Here is a 16,480-nt window from a genome sequence, read left to right as displayed (position 1 = left end):
GGCAACGATCCTGCTCAGCGGTCGGTTCGGGTTGTCGGCCGGCAGCGACGGGGTCAAGGTCGGAGGTGGACGACCTGCCCCGACCCCGGAGGTTCCCGTGCGCACCACCCGACTCCTGTCCCTGGGCGCCGTCGGCGCGCTCGCCCTCTCCGCCTGCGGCGGCGGTGGGGAGAGCGTCGACACCGGTGGCGGCGGCGGGGACAACGTGCTCGTGGCCGCGGTGAGCGCGCAGCCCGACAAGCTCGACCCGCACACGACGACGGCCTACCCGGCGTTCCAGATCCTGGAGAACGTCTACGACACCCTCGTCGTCCCGGCCGCCGACGACCTGACGATGGAGCCCAGCCTGGCCGAGAGCTGGGAGACCAGCGAGGACGGGCTGACCTGGACGTTCACCCTCCGCGAGGGCGTCACGTTCCACGACGGCAGCGAGTTCGACGCCGCCGACGTCGTCTACTCGTACAACCGGATCATCGACGAGGAGCTCGCCAACTCCTACCGGTTCGCCAACGTGGAGTCGGTCGAGGCGGCCGATCCGCAGACCGTCGAGATCACCGTCAGCCAGCCGACGCCCAACCTGCCGGCGCTCATCGGCGGCTTCAAGGGCATGGCGATCCTGCCCGAGGGCGCGGCCGAGGAGTACGACCTCAACACCGAGGCGGTCGGCACCGGCCCGTTCCAGCTGGAGAGCTCGGACGCGAGCAGCACGGTGCTGACCCGGTTCGACGAGTACTGGGGCCAGGAGCCCACGCTCGACGGGGTCGAGTTCCGCTACATCACCGAGCCGGCCGCGGCGCTCACCGCGCTGCAGAACGGCGAGGTGCAGTGGACCGACAACATCCCGCCGCAGCAGATCGAGTCGCTGGAGGGCGACGACGCCGTCGAGCTGGCCACCACGCCCAGCGTCGACTACTGGTACATGAGCATGAACTACGACCGGGAGCCCTTCGGCAACCCGCAGGTGCGGCAGGCGATCGCCACCGCCATCGACCGCGCCGCGGTCACCGAGGCGGCCCGGTTCGGGGCGGCGCAGCCCAACCAGACCGCCATCCCCGAGGACAGCTTCTACTACTACGACTACGCCCCGTTCGAGCCGAGCGCCGAGGAGGCGCAGGCGCTGCTGGAGCAGGCCGGCGTCCAGACGCCGATCACGATGGGCCTGATGGTCACCGACGAGTTCCCCGAGACCGTCACCGCCGCGCAGGTCATCGCCAGCCAGCTGCAGCCGATCGGGATCAACGTGGACGTCCAGACCGTGGACTTCGCGACCTGGTTGGACCGGCAGAGCCAGGGCGACTTCGACGCCTTCATGCTCGGCTGGCTGGGCAACATCGACCCGTTCGACTACTACCACTCGCAGCACATCACCGACGGCTCGAACAACTACCAGGGCTACAGCAACCCCGAGGTGGACCGGCTGCTCACCGAGGCGTCGACGGAGACCGACGAGGACACCCGCAAGGACCTCTACGACCAGGCGGCGCAGCTCATCGTCGACGACGTCTCCTACGTGTACCTCTACAACCCTGACGTCGTGCAGGCCTGGGCGCCGGGGCTGTCCGGGTACGAGATCCGCGCCGACAAGGCGATCAACTTCGAAGGCGTGGAGTTGCCCTGACCGGCTACGTCCTCCGGCGGATCGGCCAGTCGGCGGTCGTCCTCGCCGGAGTGAGCGTCATCGTGTTCGCCCTGGTGCACCTCGTACCGGGCGATCCGGTGCGGCTCGCCCTGGGCACCCGCTTCTCGCAGCAGAGCTACGACGCCCTCCGCGAGCGGTCGGGGCTGGACCAGCCGCTGGTCGAGCAGTTCTTCGGCTGGTTCGGCCGGGCCCTGACCGGGGACCTGGGGGTCAGCTTCCGCAGCGGCGAGACGGTGACCTCCCAGATCGCCGAGCGGCTGCCGGCCACGTTGACGCTGGCGTTCGCCGCGATCCTGGTCGCCCTGCTCATCGCAATCCCGCTGGGCACGATCTCGGCGCTGCGCCCGCGCTCGCTCGTCGACCGGGTCGCCACCGTGATCAGCCAGTTCGGCATCTCGGTGCCCGACTTCTGGATGGGGATCGTGCTGATCCTGGTCTTCGCCGGGACGCTGGGCTGGCTGCCCTCGGGCGGGTACGTGCCGCTCAGCGAGGACCCCGGAGCCTGGTTCCAGCGGCTGCTCATGCCGGCGTTGGTGACCGGCGTGGTCTCCGGTTCGGTGATCACCCGGTTCGTCCGGTCCAGCATGCTGGAGGCCCTGGGCGCCGACCACGTGCGGACGGCGCAGGCCAAGGGGCTGCCGCAGCGGCAGGTCTTCTCCTGGCACGTGCTCCGCAACGCCCTGCTGCCGCTGGTCACGGTGACCGGCGTGCAGCTGGCCTACCTGCTGTCGGGGGTGGTCGTCGTGGAGATCGTCTTCTCCTGGCCGGGGCTGGGTCAGCTGGCCCTGCAGGCGGTGCAGGCCCGCGACTACCCGGTGCTGCAGGGCGCCATCCTGCTGTTCGCGCTGGTCTTCCTGGTGATCAACCTCGTCGTCGACCTCCTCTACACCGCCATCGACCCGCGGATCCGCCGATGAGCATCCAGCCGACCCCCGGGCCGCCGCCCTACCAGGAGCCGGGCGGCGAGCGCCGCCCGGAGGCCCCCGAGGAGCCCCCGGGCGGATCGCCGCAGCGGGAGTCGCGGTCGGCGCCGCCCACGCTGCGCCCGGCCCGCCCGCGCTGGCGGGAGACGCTCGGCCTGCTGGCGCGCAACCCGACGGCGGCGATCGCCTCGGTGGTCCTGCTGCTGATCGTGGTCGTGGCCTTCTTCGACGACACGTTCGCCCCGGAGGGGGCCAACGAGATCTCGGTGACCGACCGGCTCCAGCCGCCCAGCTGGGAGCACCCGTTCGGCACCGACGACCTCGGCCGGGACATCCTCAGCCGGGTCATCCTCGGCGCCTCGGTGTCGCTGCGGGTGGGCTTCCTCGCCGTCGGCTTCGCGCTCGTCGTCGGCACCCTGATCGGCCTGCTCGCCGGCTACTACGGCAAGTGGGTCGACGATGTCCTGATGCGGTTCATGGACATGCTCTTCGCGTTCCCCGCCGTGCTGCTGGCGATCGCCGTCCTCGCCGTCCGGGGGCCCGGGTCGGGCAACACCGCGCTGGCGATCGGGATCGTCTACACGCCGATCTTCGCCCGGGTCACCCGCGCGAGCGTGCTGGGCGTGCGCGAGGAGGTCTACGTGCGGGCGTCGCGGTCGGTGGGGGCCTCGGACTGGCGGATCCTCACCCGGCACATCCTGCCGAACGCCGCGCCGCCGATCATCGTGCAGACCTCGATCAGCCTGGCGTTCGCGGTGCTGGCCGAGGCGGCGCTGTCGTTCCTCGGTCTGGGCACCCAGCCGCCCAACCCCTCGTGGGGGCTGATGCTGGCCGAGGGACGCGGCTACATCGATCTGGCCTGGTGGCTGGCGTTCTTCCCGGGGATGGCGATCTTCCTGACCGTGCTCTGCTTCAACCTGCTCGGCGACGGGCTCCGCGACGCGCTGGACCCGCGGCAGCGCACCCTGATGGCCGGGGGTGGGAAGTGAGCGGCGAGCCGGTGCTGGAGGTCGAGGACCTGCGGGTGCGGCTGCGCACCCCGCGCGGGCCGGCCGACGTCGTCAACGGGCTGAGCTACACCGTCGGCGCGGGGGAGACGGTCGCCGTGGTCGGGGAGTCCGGCAGCGGCAAGAGCGTCTCGGTGCTGGCGCTGCTCGGCCTGCTCCCCGCCCGGGTGGCGACGGTGACCGGCCGGGCGCTGCTGCAGGGCGAGGACCTGCTGACCATGTCACCCGAGCGGCTGCGCCAGGTGCGCGGCCCGGGCGCCGGCATGGTGTTCCAGGACCCGATGACCTCGCTGAACCCGGTGCTCACCATCGGCCGGCAGCTGGTCGAGGGCATCCGGGCGCACGGCGACGTCTCCAAGGCCGACGCCCGGGCCCGCGCGGCGGACCTGCTCCGCGAGGTCGGCCTGCCCGATCCCGAGAAGGCGCTGGACCGCTACCCGCACGAGCTGTCGGGCGGGATGCGGCAGCGGGTGGTCATCGCGATCGCGCTGAGCAACTCGCCGTCGCTGCTGATCGCCGACGAGGCGACGACCGCGCTCGACGTCACGGTGCAGGCGCAGATCATCGACCTGGTCGAGAAGCTGCAGGCCGAGCACGGCACCGGCGTCATCTGGATCACCCACGACCTCGGTGTGGTCGCCGGGATCGCCGACCGGGTGCTGGTCATGTACGGCGGCCGGTGCGTGGAGGACGGCACTGTCGACGACGTCCTGGAGCGCCCGGCGCACCCCTACACCCGCGGGCTGCTGGGCTCGCTGCCCGACCTGGCCGCGCCGGTGGGCCCCGACGGCGAGGTGCCCGAGCTGACCGCGATCCCGGGTCTGCCGCCGCCCCCCACCGACCTGCCGCCGGGCTGCGTGTTCTGGCCGCGCTGCCCGGTGCGGGCCGATCCGCGCTGCGAGACGGAGCAGCCGCCGCTGGCGGTCGTCTCCCGCGCCGCGGCCGGCGGGCCGGCGGGCGCGACCGCGTCGAGCGCCTACGCCGGCGAAGGGTCGGGGAAGGGCGCGGGGCTGCCGCACCGCGCGGCCACCTGGTGCACCGAGGGCATGGACGGGGGGAGCCCGGCATGAGCGAGGACGTGCTGGTCTCCGCCCGCGGCCTGGAGGTGCACTTCCCCGTCGGGGGCGGCGGCCTGCGCCGGGCGCCCGCGAGCGTGCTGCGCGCCGTCGACGGCGTCGACCTGGACATCCTGCGCGGCGAGACCCTGGGCCTGGTGGGGGAGTCCGGCTGCGGGAAGTCGACGCTGGGCAACGCGCTGCTACGGCTGGTGCCGCCGACCGGGGGGACGATCACCTTCGATGGCACCGACGTCACCTCGCTGGACCGCCGCGGGCTCAAGGAGATGCGCCGCCGGGCCGGAATGGTGTTCCAGGACCCGTTCGCCTCCCTCGACCCGCGGCGCACCGTGGCCCAGACGGTGAGCGAGCCGCTGGAGGTGCACGGCCTGCGCTCGGGCAAGCGCGAACGCGCGGCGCGGGTGGGCGAGCTGCTGGAGCTCGTGGGCCTGGACCCGGTGGTGGCCGGGCGCTACCCGCACGAGTTCTCCGGTGGGCAGCGCCAGCGCGTCGGCATCGCCCGGGCGCTGGCGGGGGAGCCGGACTTCCTGGTCTGCGACGAGGCGATCGCCTCCCTCGACGTGAGCGTGCAGGCCCAGGTGCTCAACCTGCTGCGCCGGCTGCAGCGGCAGCTGGGGCTCACCCTGCTGTTCATCTCCCACGACCTCTCCGCCGTCCGGCACATCTCCGACCGGATCGCGGTCATGTACCTGGGGCGGATCGTGGAGATCGGGCCCGCGGCCGCCGTGGGCAGCGAGCCGCAGATGCCGTACACGCAGGCGCTGCTGTCGGCGGTGCCCGTGCCGCACCCGGCGCAGGAGCGGGCGCGGGAGAGGATCGTGCTGCACGGCGACGTCCCCTCGCCCTCCGACGTCCCCTCGGGCTGCCGGTTCCGCACCCGCTGCCCGTACGTCTTCGAGCCGTGCGACGACGTCGACCCGGCGCTGCAGCCGGCCGGGGCGCCCGGCCAGCTGGCCGCATGCCACCTCCACGGCGTCGCCGGCACGCCGGTGACGAGGACCCCGGAGGGCGTCACCGCCGACCCCTGAGGGTCGGGGTCAGACGGCGGGGCCGACCAGCCGGGGGCGGGCCGCGGCGATCCCGACGGCCGTCTGACCCACCACCACGACCAGCAGGAGCAGCAGCCCCGGGACCCACTCCCCGGTGGCCTCGTGCAGCAGGCCGACGCCCAGCGGGCCGGTGGCGGCCAGCAGGTAGCCCACGCTCTGCGCCGACGCGGACAGCCGGCCGGTCTGGGCGACGTCGCGGGTGCGCTGCAGGATCAGCGCCATGGCCAGCGGGAAGGCCGCTCCCGTGCCGATGCCGTAGAGCAGCGTCCACAGCAGCGGGGCCGCGGCCGGGGCCACGAGCAGCCCCACGATCGCCACGATCACCGGCACGGTGCCGACCAGCACCCACCCCTGCTGGCCGGGGCGCCGCGCGGCCAGCGGCGGGACCACCAGGGAGGCGGGGACGCCCAGCGCGGCGGCGAGCGCCAGCAGGCCGCCGGCCGCGACGGGGGAGACGCCGGCCTCGGCCTGGAGGATGTCGGCCAGCCAGGTCAGCATCGCGTAGAACGAGAGCGACTGGAGCCCGAAGAACAGCGTGACGGCCAGCGCCACCCGGTCGCGCAGCACCGCGGTGCGGGCGCCCGAGGGGGCGGGCGGCGGAGGGGGGACGTCGCGCCGAGCACGGGCGAGCGCGGCCACGGCGACCAGGGCGGCCAGCACCGGCACGCCCCACAGCAGCAGGCCGACCACGGCGCTGCCGGCCGCGGCGGCCAGCGGCTGCGCCAGCCCGGCCCCGATGCTGGCGGACGCCGCCATGGAGGCGACGATCATCCCCACGACCACCGCGCTGCGCGCGCCGTACTCCGCACGCGCGACCGCGGGCAGCAGCACGTTGGCGATGGCGATGCCCCCGGTGAGCAGCACGGTGCCCACGTAGAGCCCGGGCGTGGCGGCCAGTCGCAGCAGGATCCCGATCGCCAGGAGGGCGACGCCGAGCAGCACGGCGCGGTGCACGCCGACGCGGCCGGCGAGAGCGGGGGCGAACGGTGAGATGAGCCCGAAGCAGACCAGCGGCAGGGCGGTGACGACGGCGAGCGCGCCCGTGGAGAGCGACAGCTCGTCGCCGAGCTCCCCGAGGAGCGGGCCCACGGCGGCGAAGGGCGCGCGCAGGCAGAGCGCGACCAGGACCATCGCCACGGCCGGCAGGGCCAGCCGCCATGCGGGGCGGGTGCGGGTGCCGGTACCGGTCACGACCGGGAGCTGCGGCCGAGGTCGTGCTCGATCTGGGTGGCGGTCTCCAGCAGCGGCGGCACGTACTCGTCCTCCAGTTGCTCCAGCGAGGTGCGGCTGGCGCTGACCGAGAGGTTCACCGCGGCGACGACGGCGCCGCTGCGGTCGCGGACCGGTGCGGCGGCCGAGCGCAGCCCCTCCTCCAGCTCCTGGTCGACCATCGCGTAGCCCTGCGCCCGCACGGTGGCCAGCACGCGGCGCAGCTCCGCGGCGTCGGTGACGGTGCGCGAGGTCAGCGCGGGCAGCTCCGCCCGCGCCAGGTAGGCGTCGAGCTCCTCGTCGGGCAGGCCGGCGAGGAGGACCCGGCCCATGGACGTGGCGTGGGCCGGGAAGCGGGTGCCGACGGTGATCATCACGGTCATGATGCGCTTGGTGTGCACCCGCGCCACGTAGACGACGTCGTCGCCGTCGAGCACCGACAGGGAGGAGGACTCCTCGACCCGGGCGACCAGCGCCTCCAGGTGCGGCTGCGCGACCTCGGGCAGGGTGAGCCCGGACAGGTAGGAGTAGCCCAGCTCCAGGACCCGGGGGCGCAGCGAGAACTCCCGGCCGTCGGCGCGCACGTAGCCCAGCTGCACCAGCGTGAGCAGGAAGCGGCGGGCGGCCGCCCGGGTGAGCCCGGTGGCGCGGGCGACCTCGCTCAGCTGGAGCCTCGGGTGCTGGGCGTCGAACGCGCGGATGACGGCGAGACCGCGGTCGAGGGACTGCACGAAGGTGCCGTCCCGGACGGGCACCGGCCGCTCGTCGGGCACGGAGGTCACGGCGCTCCTTCGGTCGGATCGGTGGTGAGCGGCATCACTGTACGGTGCGCATCGGGAACGCGCGTGCGGTATGCGCACGGATACGGCACGGTCACGACCGTTTGACGTGACAGCGCTCACGTGTCAGCGTTCCTTCGTTCACATCGCACACATGCGTTCGCAGAGCGAACACATGTGACGCTCGGTCGTCATCGAAGGAGATCTCATGCGCCGCACCGTCGCTGCGTTCGTCACCGCGCCGCTGATGCTGGTCGCCGCCTGCGGCGGCTCCGACGAGGAGGCGGGCGGCACCACCGGTGGTGGCGAGGGCGGCGGGCTCGAGCAGGTGTCGGTCGGCGTCATCCCCATCGTCGACGTCGCGCCGATCTACCTCGGTGACCAGCAGGGCTTCTTCGAGGAGTGCGGCCTCGACCTGACCCTGGAGACCGGTCAGGGCGGCGCGGCCATCGTGCCCGCGGTCGTCAGCGGCCAGTCGCAGTTCGGCTTCAGCAACGTCACCTCGCTGCTGCTCGCCGCCAGCGAGGGCCTGCCGCTGCAGGTCGTCGCGAACGGCGTCGCCTCGACCGGTGAGCAGGGGGCCGACTTCGGCGCCGTCGTCACCACCCCGGACTCCGGCATCACCGGTGCCGCCGACCTCGCCGGCCGCACCGTGGCGGTCAACACGCTGAACAACATCGGAACGACGACGGTGCGCGAGTCGGTCCGGGCCGCCGGTGGCGACCCGGACAGTATCCAGTTCGTCGAGCTGCCGTTCCCGGAGATGCCGGCCGCCCTCGAGCAGGGCAACGTCGACGCCGCCTGGGTGGTGGAGCCCTTCCTGGCCCTGTCGACCGGTGAGGGCGCCCAGGTCGTCACGTCGAACTTCGTCGACACCGCCGACGATCTCACCGTGGCCACGTACTTCACCAGCCAGCAGTACGCCCAGCAGAACCCCGAGGCCGTCGAGTGCTTCAGCGACGCGATGGCGCAGTCGCTGGAGTACGCCCAGGAGAACCCGGACGCCGTCCGCGAGATCCTCGGCGAGTACACCCAGATCGACCCGGCCGTCGCCGAGCAGATGACGCTGCCGGCGTGGCCGGCCGAGATCAACCGCGACTCGGTGCAGACCCTGGCGGACCTCGCGGTCGAGGACGGGCTGCTCGACGAGGCGCCGGATCTGGACGCCCTGCTGCCGTGACCGGGTCGACCGCCACCCGGGCGTCGGCGGATCCCGCCGCCTCGCCGGCCCGCTCTCCGCAGGCGGGCCGGCGGCGGCAGGTGCCGGCCTGGGCCCTGGGGCTGCTGGGCCTGCTCGCGCTGATCGCGCTGGTCGAGATCGCGCCGCGGATCGGCCTGGTTCCGCGGCGCTGGTTCCCGCCGTCCTCGGAGATCGGCGCCGAGCTGCTCGTGCAGTTCGGCCGCCCGGAGTTCTGGACCGCGGTCCTGGACACCCTCGAGGGCTGGGCGATCGGCCTGGCGATCGCCGCGGTGGCCGGCGTGCTGCTCGGGCTGCTGCTCGGCACGTTCCGGTTCGCCCGCGAGTTCACCGCCTCCACCATCGAGTTCCTGCGCCCGATCCCGTCGGTGGCGCTGATCCCCATCGCCGTCCTGCTGTTCGGCAACGACCTGGAGAGCGAGCTGCTCCTGGTCGTCTACGCCTCCTTCTGGCAGATCCTCATCCAGGTCCTCTACGGCGTGCAGGACGTCGACCCGGTCGCGCAGGACACCGCGCGCGCCTACGGGCTGGGCCGCTGGGCCCGGGTGCGGCACGTCACCTGGCCCACCGCGCTGCCGTACGTGATGACCGGGCTCCGCCTCGGGGCCGCCGTGGCGCTGATCCTCGCGGTCACCGCCGAGCTCGTCATCGGCACCCCGGGCCTGGGGCAGCTGCTCAACAACGCGCAGAGCAGTGGCGCGGTGGCGGCCACCTACGCGATCGTCGTCGTCACCGGGATCCTCGGCGTGATCGTCAACCTGGTCTTCCGGGCCGTCGAACGGCGGGCGCTGTCGTGGCACCCGTCCCAGCGAGCGGAGGTGGCGGCATGAGCGTGCTGCGTCGCGTGGCGATGACCCTCGGCCTGCCGGTCATCCTGCTCACCGTCTGGTGGTTCGCCAGCGCCGGGAGCACCAACTTCTTCTTCCCGCCGCTGTCGGAGATCCTCGAGAGCCTGGTCGAGGAGTGGTTCGGCCCGCGCCTGGCCGCCGACGTCTGGCCGAGCCTCTACCGCCTGGCGGCCGGCTACGCCCTGGCCGTCGCGGTGTCCCTGGCCCTCGGCGTGCTCATCGGCACCTCCCGCACGGTGCGGGCGGTGACCGAGCCGGTGTTCGAGTTCTTCCGGGCCATCCCGCCGCCGGTGCTGGTGCCCATCTTCATCCTGCTGTTCGGCCTCGGCGACGGCATGAAGATCGTCGTCATCGCCTTCGGCTGCATGTGGCCGATCCTGCTGAACACCGTCGAGGGCGTGCGCGCCGTCGACGAGGTGCTCAGCGACACCGGCCGCGTGTACGGCCTCCGCGGCTGGTCCCGGCTGCGCCGCCTGGTGCTGCCCAGCGCCAGCCCGCAGATCTTCGCCGGGCTCCGCCAGGGGCTCTCGGTCGCGATCATCCTCATGGTCATCAGCGAGCTCTTCGCCGCGACCAACGGGCTCGGCTACGCCGTCGTCCAGGCCCAGCGCAGCTTCGCCATCGCGGAGACCTGGGCGGGCATGCTCATGCTCGGCCTGCTCGGCTTCCTGCTGGCCCTGCTGTTCCGGATCGTCGAGAGCCGGCAGCTCGCCTGGTACCACGGCCTGCGCCGCGCCCAGCGCTCCTCCTGACCTCCTTCACCACCTGGAAGGTTCCCCATGCTCGACGTCCGCGGCATCAAGAAGGTCTACGAGAGCAAGGACCGCACGGTCGAGGCCGTCCGCGACCTCACGTTCACCCTCCCGGCCGGGGAGCTCGCCTGCCTGGTCGGGCCCTCCGGCTGCGGCAAGACCACGCTGCTGAAGATCATGTCCGGCCTGCTGGAGCCGACGTCCGGCGAGGTCCGCATGGAGGGCGAGGTCGTCAACGGCCCCCCGCCGGGGATGGCCGTGGTCTTCCAGGAGTACGGGCGCAGCCTCTTCCCGTGGATGACGGTGCGGGAGAACGTCGAGCTGCCGCTGAAGCAGAAGAAGCTGCCCGCCGCCCGCCGCAACGAGCTGGTGGAGGAGTCGCTGGCCGCCGTCGGCCTGGCCGAGGCGCACGCGGCCTACCCGTGGCAGCTCTCCGGCGGGATGCAGCAGCGCGTGGCCATCGCCCGCGCGGTCGCCTACGAGCCGCACGTGCTGCTCATGGACGAGCCGTTCGCCGCCGTCGACGCGCAGACCCGCGCCGACCTCGAGGACCTCATCCGCGACCTGTGGCACAAGTTCGGCGTCACCACGCTGTTCGTCACCCACGACATCGACGAGGCGGTCTACCTCGGGCAGCGGGTGCTCATCCTGTCGAACTCGCCGACGGTCATCCGCGACGACCTGGTGATCGACCTGCCCGACGAGCGCGACCAGCTCACCACCCGCTCGTCCCCGCGGTTCGCCGAGCTCCGCGCGCGGGTCTACGAGCAGATCCACCGGCCCAAGGACGAGCCGGCCGAGGAGCCGGCGCAGCCGGTGGCCGCGAGTCCGGTGACCGGGCCCGCACCGGCCGCACCCGACCACTCGGGGTTCTGACCGCTCCCCGAGGGGCCCGGCGCGAGACGCGCGAAACGGGGCCCCGGCAGCTGCGCCGGGGCCCCGTTCGCCGTCTCTCGCGGGCTCAGCGGTTGGCGCGCTCCGCCTGGGCGAAGCCGGCGCGCAGGAACCTGTCGATGTCGTGCCACGTCGGTGCGGCGCGGTTGACCACCCGCTCGCGCCCGGCGTGGTTCGTCATCCACGTCGTGGAGACCTCGGCGCCGATGATGTCGTCGACCGAGTGGCCGGCGTCCGGCACGAGCGTGAACCTCGCCTCGTTCCCCTCGGCCGTCGTCGTGTCGTAGACGAGCCGGCTCTGGTTGTACGGCAGCAGCGGGTCGGCCAGGCCGTGAAGCACCCACACCGGGATCTCCTCGCCCTCGATGTAGCTGCTCGGGTCCGCGGCCTCGGTCTCCTCCGGGCACGCCTGGATGCTCAGTTGGCCCGGGAACTCCTCGCCGGGGCAGTGGATCAGCAGGCTCTCCGGGGACGTCGGGGCATCGTGGGGGTAGATCCCCGGCTGCATCGGCAGGTCGTTCTCCGCGGCGAACGTGTCCATGGAGAGGAAGTCGGTCGGCGGGAAGAACGGCACGGCCACCTGCACGGCGCTGGAGGTGCCGTCGACGCCCGTCTCCCCGGGCAGCTGCTCGATGTCGCTCGTCGTCGCGGCGAACGCCGCCGACCAGCCGCCCGAGGAGTTGCCCATGAACGCGAAGCGGTCCGGGTCGAGGCCGTACTGCGCGGCGTTCTCCCGCAGGTAGCGGACGGCGGCCCGCACGTCGTAGCCCTGCTCGGGGAACCGGGCGTCGGCGCTGGAGCGCACGTTGATGGTGGCGACGGCGTAGCCGCGGCCGGTGAACTCCTCGACGACGTCGAGCGCCTGCTCGCCGGTCTTCACGTCGTTGCTGAACCACGCGGAACCGGAGTGCCAGACGACCAGCGGCAGGGCGTGCCGGCGGGGGGTGCCGGGGAGGTGCAGGTCGAGCAGGTTGCCCGGGGTGGCCGGGCCGTAGGCGAGGTCGCTGATCACGGTCGGCTCGGGAGCGGGCGGTGCCGCCTGGGCGGGCGTGGCCAGGGCCAGCACGACGGTGGAGGCGGCGGCGAGGCCGCAGGCGGCGGTGATCGCGCCCTGTCGTCGGGGCGCACGTGCGGTGTGCTGCATGGGATCCGGACTCCATTCCTGGTGGCGACGTTGCCGGTGCGGAGCGTGGGTGGTGTGAGGCTAGGCACACCCTCGGCCGGACACGAGGAGCAGCTTCCACTCGCTGGAAACTGGCTGGGGCCGGGCGATGCGGCGCCGCCGCGGGAGTCGAGCGCGTGTGCCGATCGGCAGATCGAGCCGCGCTTCCTGCCGGTCCGCGCACGGCGTCCGGCGCCGGGTCACCGCGGTGGGCCGGGAGCGGGCGTCCGGGATGACGCACTAGCCTCGACGGCGCCAGGAGGGCTCGCCTAGTGGCCGATGGCGGCGGTCTTGAAAACCGCTAAGAGGTAACCCCTCTTCGTGGGTTCGAATCCCACGCCCTCCGCGCTGGCGGCTACACGTAAGCCGTCGCCCTGACTACGCGAAACTGCGAGCCGGGTCCGTGTCCCTACGCGACGTCGCGGCGGGCGGGACGTTGATGTCGCTCGGAGGTCACAATGGCGCCGTGGTGACGGTCAGCGACGCCGAGCCGATGGTGCAGGGTGGAGGCTTCGGTGCCTGACGCGTACACCCGGCGAGCCCGGCTGGCTCCTGCGCTGGCGGCCATGGTGCCGCTCGCGGTGGTGGTCCTCGTGGCTGTTCCGTCGGTTGAGGCATGGTGGGCGAAGGTAGGAGCCGCCCTCCTTGCGGCCGGGCTCTGGATGATTCCGGCACAACTCGTTCGCGATCGCGGGGCCGCCCAGCAGACTGACCTCTGGCGACGTTGGGGCGGCGCGCCGCTCGTGGCCTCCCTGCGGTGGCGTTCGGCGGAGAACAAGATCCTGCTCGCCCGGAGACATGCTGATGTCGCACGGGCGACCGGCATCGCTCTGCCGGATGAGGAGGCGGAGGCTCGGGATTCCGTGGTCGCGGATCAAACGTACGAGGCTGCCGGTGAGGCGCTACGGGAGGCGACCCGCGGTGACGCCTTCCCGTTGGTGCCGAGGAGAACGCGAACTACGGCTTCCGCCGCAACGTCTACGGGATGCGGTCCGTTGGGACGACCGTGGCCACGCTTGGTGTCGTCGTGGCGGCGGTGCTGGTTGGCGTCGGCGCGATGACCGACGTCATCTCGCTGAAGTGGTCGGTCGTAGCCTTGGTGGTGAACCCGGTGTGCCTGGCCGGGTGGTGGCGGACCGTCACCGCGGACTGGGTGCGGGCGGCAGCAGATCGGTACGCGGAGCGACTGTTGGCCGGGGCGTCCAGGTTGCCGGATGCCCCGGCCAGCAGTGAGGGTGCGGCGGACCGCTAGGCGGCCATCCCGCTGATGGTGGCCAGGCGGTTGCCGTTGACGTCCTCGATCATCGCGTGACAGCACGTGTGGACCCGCTAACAGCATGCGTGCGCCCCGCTTGGCGGCCATGGCGCGTCCAACGGGCGTCACGCGTTGGGCTGAAGTACGGTGACGGCATCGCCGATAACCGATACGGTGCTGCATCTGGCGGGCCGCTGCATCGGCAATTGAGATGCAGCGAACTGGTTTGACCTGGACTTATGGAGCGGGAGATGGCCGAGCACGCTGGCGAAGAGGGTCTGCCGAAGCGCCTGCGCGAGAAACTAGCCTCCTTGGAGGCGGGCCAGCCTGATGACCTCCAGCGACTGCGCGCGCGTGTGCAGAAGGACCCCGCAGCCCTTGCCGTCAGTAATGACCTGCACCGCAAGGCGAGGCTTCTGGCGGCCCTGTCGGACGCGCGGGATCGGGCTGGCTTGACCCAGGCTGAGGTCGCAGATGTCATGGGTACGACACAGTCAGCGATCTCCGACCTGGAGCGTGGACGGAGCGATCCCCGACTGTCGACGCTGCAGCGCTACGCCAACGTTCTCGACATGCGCCTGGACCTGGCGCTCATGCGGCGCGTCATGCCTCAGGTCACCGAGGACCTTGCTAACGAGGTTTGGCGCCTCATCGAAGCGCGGGGGACGAGCCGCATCCTGGGCAGGCTCCTTGACCCTGCCCTAACCCCGAAGTCGCTTGCGGAGTTGGCGAAGCACGCGAACCTTCCTGCGCCGATCGCCCGGACGATCTTGCTGCATCTTGTCGATCAGGGGTGGGCCCGTAGGCCGGGCAAGGGGGAAAGATTCGTTCTCGTGCCCGAAAAGATGCTGGTCATCGGCACGTCGGTGCGACACGATCATGTGGTCGGCGCACTGACTGATCTCCTAAGCGGCCGAGTCATTGGGCGACCGTTTCGGACTGACCTGCGCGAACCCTCGCCTCGTGCCGTCATAGACAGCGTTGCCCATGTCGCGAATGAACTTAAGGAATCGGCCTCCGAGTTGGAAATACCCGTTCTCGGCCTCGGAATGACTATGGCGGGGGTTGTCAACGGGGAGGTGGGCAGCGTCGTAACAGCGCCAGACCTCACTCTTCCTGAAACGGACTGGCCAAGGGGGGTTCTGGTAGCTGACGACCTCAACAAGCGCACTGGGCTGAGAGTGGTCGTTGGCAACGACGCGAACGCCCTCGCTGTGCGTGAGTACCTGGTGGGTATGGATCGGCGAAGCCTTGTGCTCGTCCTCCTAAGCGCTTCGGGACAAGGCATCGGCGCGGCCGTCGTTGTCAATGGTGTGCTGGTCCGCGGCGACCTTCATGCCGCGGGCGAGATCGGGCACGTCGGTGTCGGTATGCCGTCGGCAGGCGTGTGCCGCTGCGGGACGGAAGGCTGCTTGGAGCAGGTCGCGAGTGAACGGGCCATCTTGCGCACGTTGACCGATGGGCAGGTCAATACCCTGGCGGAGGCCGCGGGCCTAGTGGCCTCGGGGGACGTGGCCGCCGAGGCATCCTTTAGGGCCGCGGGGAACGCGATTGGATGCGTCCTGTCGACGGTGGTCAGTCTGATCGACCCGTCCAGGCTGGTTGTCTGCGGACCCGAGGAACTTGTCGATCAGGCGGCCCCTGGAGGGGCAGCGTTTCTTGGGGGTGTCCGCGAGACCCTCTCCCACGGCTCTAACAAGGGGCCGGAGTTCGAACCGCGAATCCTCACACCGGACGTAGAGCCCCTGGCGGCATCTTCGCTGGTCGTGCAGCACCTGCTAGATGACCCCCTGCTGTGGGTTCCGTCCCTTGGAGTTAGCGCCCCCACTAGTAAGTGACGATCCGACTGCGCTGCCTCGTGACGGACGAGTTGGGTGCCCGGTGAGCAAGCGTTGGATACCGTCCGGCCTCCTTGTGCTAGCCGTGGCAATAGCGTTGTTAGTCGTAGTGTATGCGCCGGAAGTCATCGCCCCTGCTCGATCTGGCGCCACTCCTTCCGACGAAGTCAAGGCGGTGAGCGACGCCCGGACCGCTGTCGTGCAACTCATAGGGGGTGTGGCCCTTGCGATTGGCCTGATTTTCACCGCCAGAACGTATCGGCTCACCAGGACCGGACAACTGACCGATCGATTTTCCAAAGCGGTTACGCAACTGTCTGACGCCGAAGCGGTTGTGCGTATCGGCGGGATCTACGCGTTGGAGCAGGTAGCTACTGAGTCGCCTGAATCCTACTCTGAGACGGTTGCGGAAGTCTTGGTTGCTTTTATTCGTGGACGCCCCAAAGGCGCTGCCAACGTTGAGCAATCTGTGCAGGTGGCCTTGACTGTCCTCGGCGGCCCGCACGTCTGGGCTGCACCGGGGCGGCTCGATCTCTCAGAACTCGATCTGCAAAAGGTGAATCTGGAGGGGCTCAGACTTGAGCGGGCTAAGTTCACGAAGACTCGGCTTGATGGCGCGATCTTGGTTGACGCTCGACTTGGCGGATCAGACTTGTCCGAATCCGTCCTAGATGATGCGAATCTCTCTGGTGCGGACCTGCGCCAGGGGATCCTCCTGGTCTCCAGTATGGCTCGCGCTAAACTATACGCGACGAAACTTGAAAAGACCGAAGTTCGCCTTGGCAAGATTCAGGAGGCCGAAGGGGTTGACCCGCGGCAGTTGGCCAAAGCCATTCAGCACTGAAGAACGA

General features: G+C 71.2%; 15 protein-coding genes and 1 tRNA gene. 13 read left to right on the top strand and 3 right to left on the bottom strand.

The genetic code is table 11. The features are described from left to right. Positions 1–97 precede the first annotated feature (97 nt). Genes ACI8AG_RS12725 through ACI8AG_RS12705 form a run of 5 tightly spaced genes read left to right on the top strand, consistent with a single transcriptional unit; the run spans position 98 to position 5,673 of the window. Positions 98–1,618, top strand: coding sequence for an ABC transporter substrate-binding protein (locus ACI8AG_RS12725; RefSeq protein ID WP_456597327.1), 1,521 nt, complete (start codon positions 98–100; stop codon positions 1,616–1,618). Beyond that, positions 1,615–2,556 carry an ABC transporter permease gene (locus ACI8AG_RS12720; protein WP_456592957.1) on the top strand — a complete coding sequence of 314 codons (942 nt, stop codon included), beginning with the start codon at positions 1,615–1,617 and terminating at the stop codon, positions 2,554–2,556. The genes ACI8AG_RS12725 and ACI8AG_RS12720 overlap by 4 nt, the downstream gene beginning before the upstream one ends. Next, entirely contained in the window at positions 2,553–3,551 is a 999-nt protein-coding gene (locus ACI8AG_RS12715; protein ID WP_456597326.1) for an ABC transporter permease subunit, read from the top strand. Before ACI8AG_RS12720 ends, ACI8AG_RS12715 begins: the two co-directional genes overlap by 4 nt. Continuing rightward, positions 3,548–4,639 (top strand): ABC transporter ATP-binding protein, encoded by a 1,092-nt coding sequence (locus ACI8AG_RS12710; protein ID WP_456597325.1) that lies wholly within the window; start codon positions 3,548–3,550, stop codon positions 4,637–4,639. Before ACI8AG_RS12715 ends, ACI8AG_RS12710 begins: the two co-directional genes overlap by 4 nt. Then, positions 4,636–5,673, top strand: coding sequence for an ABC transporter ATP-binding protein (locus ACI8AG_RS12705; RefSeq protein ID WP_456597324.1), 1,038 nt, complete (start codon positions 4,636–4,638; stop codon positions 5,671–5,673). Before ACI8AG_RS12710 ends, ACI8AG_RS12705 begins: the two co-directional genes overlap by 4 nt. Positions 5,674–5,682: 9 nt before the next feature. Here ACI8AG_RS12705 and ACI8AG_RS12700 read toward each other — a convergent pair whose 3' ends face one another. Together ACI8AG_RS12700 and ACI8AG_RS12695 are read right to left on the bottom strand one after the other, a co-directional pair. Further along, positions 5,683–6,885: an MFS transporter gene (locus tag ACI8AG_RS12700; RefSeq protein ID WP_456597323.1), complete on the bottom strand. Its 1,203-nt coding sequence runs from the start codon at positions 6,883–6,885 to the stop codon at positions 5,683–5,685. Further along, complete coding sequence (locus ACI8AG_RS12695; RefSeq protein ID WP_456590611.1) at positions 6,882–7,685, bottom strand: IclR family transcriptional regulator domain-containing protein; 804 nt, start codon at positions 7,683–7,685, stop codon at positions 6,882–6,884. The genes ACI8AG_RS12700 and ACI8AG_RS12695 overlap by 4 nt, the downstream gene beginning before the upstream one ends. A 205-nt stretch (positions 7,686–7,890) precedes the next feature. On the opposite strand from ACI8AG_RS12695, the gene ACI8AG_RS12690 reads away from it, so the two are divergent. The 4 genes from ACI8AG_RS12690 to ACI8AG_RS12675 are packed head-to-tail and all read left to right on the top strand — an operon-like array spanning position 7,891 to position 11,356. Beyond that, complete coding sequence (locus ACI8AG_RS12690) at positions 7,891–8,862, top strand: ABC transporter substrate-binding protein (RefSeq protein ID WP_456590612.1); 972 nt, start codon at positions 7,891–7,893, stop codon at positions 8,860–8,862. Next, positions 8,859–9,710 (top strand): ABC transporter permease, encoded by an 852-nt coding sequence (locus ACI8AG_RS12685; RefSeq protein WP_456597322.1) that lies wholly within the window; start codon positions 8,859–8,861, stop codon positions 9,708–9,710. Before ACI8AG_RS12690 ends, ACI8AG_RS12685 begins: the two co-directional genes overlap by 4 nt. After that, entirely contained in the window at positions 9,707–10,480 is a 774-nt protein-coding gene (locus ACI8AG_RS12680; RefSeq protein ID WP_456597321.1) for an ABC transporter permease, read from the top strand. Before ACI8AG_RS12685 ends, ACI8AG_RS12680 begins: the two co-directional genes overlap by 4 nt. A 27-nt stretch (positions 10,481–10,507) precedes the next feature. Next, entirely contained in the window at positions 10,508–11,356 is an 849-nt protein-coding gene (locus ACI8AG_RS12675) for an ABC transporter ATP-binding protein (protein ID WP_456590616.1), read from the top strand. An 85-nt stretch (positions 11,357–11,441) separates the two neighbouring features. Here ACI8AG_RS12675 and ACI8AG_RS12670 read toward each other — a convergent pair whose 3' ends face one another. Next, the gene (locus tag ACI8AG_RS12670) at positions 11,442–12,518 is read right to left on the bottom strand and encodes an alpha/beta hydrolase fold domain-containing protein (protein ID WP_456597320.1); all 1,077 of its coding nucleotides are present in this window, start codon (positions 12,516–12,518) and stop codon (positions 11,442–11,444) included. A 276-nt stretch (positions 12,519–12,794) separates the two neighbouring features. Here ACI8AG_RS12670 and ACI8AG_RS12665 point away from each other — a divergent pair. The 4 genes from ACI8AG_RS12665 to ACI8AG_RS12650 all read left to right on the top strand — a co-directional run bounded on the left by ACI8AG_RS12665 (position 12,795) and on the right by ACI8AG_RS12650 (position 16,473). Further along, a tRNA-Ser gene (locus ACI8AG_RS12665) sits at positions 12,795–12,882 on the top strand. A gap of 660 nt (positions 12,883–13,542) precedes the next feature. Next, positions 13,543–13,788 carry a hypothetical protein gene (locus tag ACI8AG_RS12660; protein ID WP_456597319.1) on the top strand — a complete coding sequence of 82 codons (246 nt, stop codon included), beginning with the start codon at positions 13,543–13,545 and terminating at the stop codon, positions 13,786–13,788. A gap of 254 nt (positions 13,789–14,042) precedes the next feature. After that, positions 14,043–15,629 (top strand): ROK family protein, encoded by a 1,587-nt coding sequence (locus ACI8AG_RS12655; RefSeq protein ID WP_456597318.1) that lies wholly within the window; start codon positions 14,043–14,045, stop codon positions 15,627–15,629. Positions 15,630–15,672: 43 nt separating this feature from the next. Beyond that, positions 15,673–16,473, top strand: a complete 801-nt coding sequence (locus ACI8AG_RS12650) for a pentapeptide repeat-containing protein (RefSeq protein ID WP_456597317.1) — start codon at positions 15,673–15,675, stop codon at positions 16,471–16,473. The last annotated feature ends 7 nt before the right edge of the window (positions 16,474–16,480 follow it).

The sequence above is a fragment of the Blastococcus sp. SYSU DS0552 genome (genome assembly GCF_054050815.1).
Note: the sequence above shows the minus strand (reverse complement) of the source record. Positions and strands in the feature narration are given on the sequence as shown.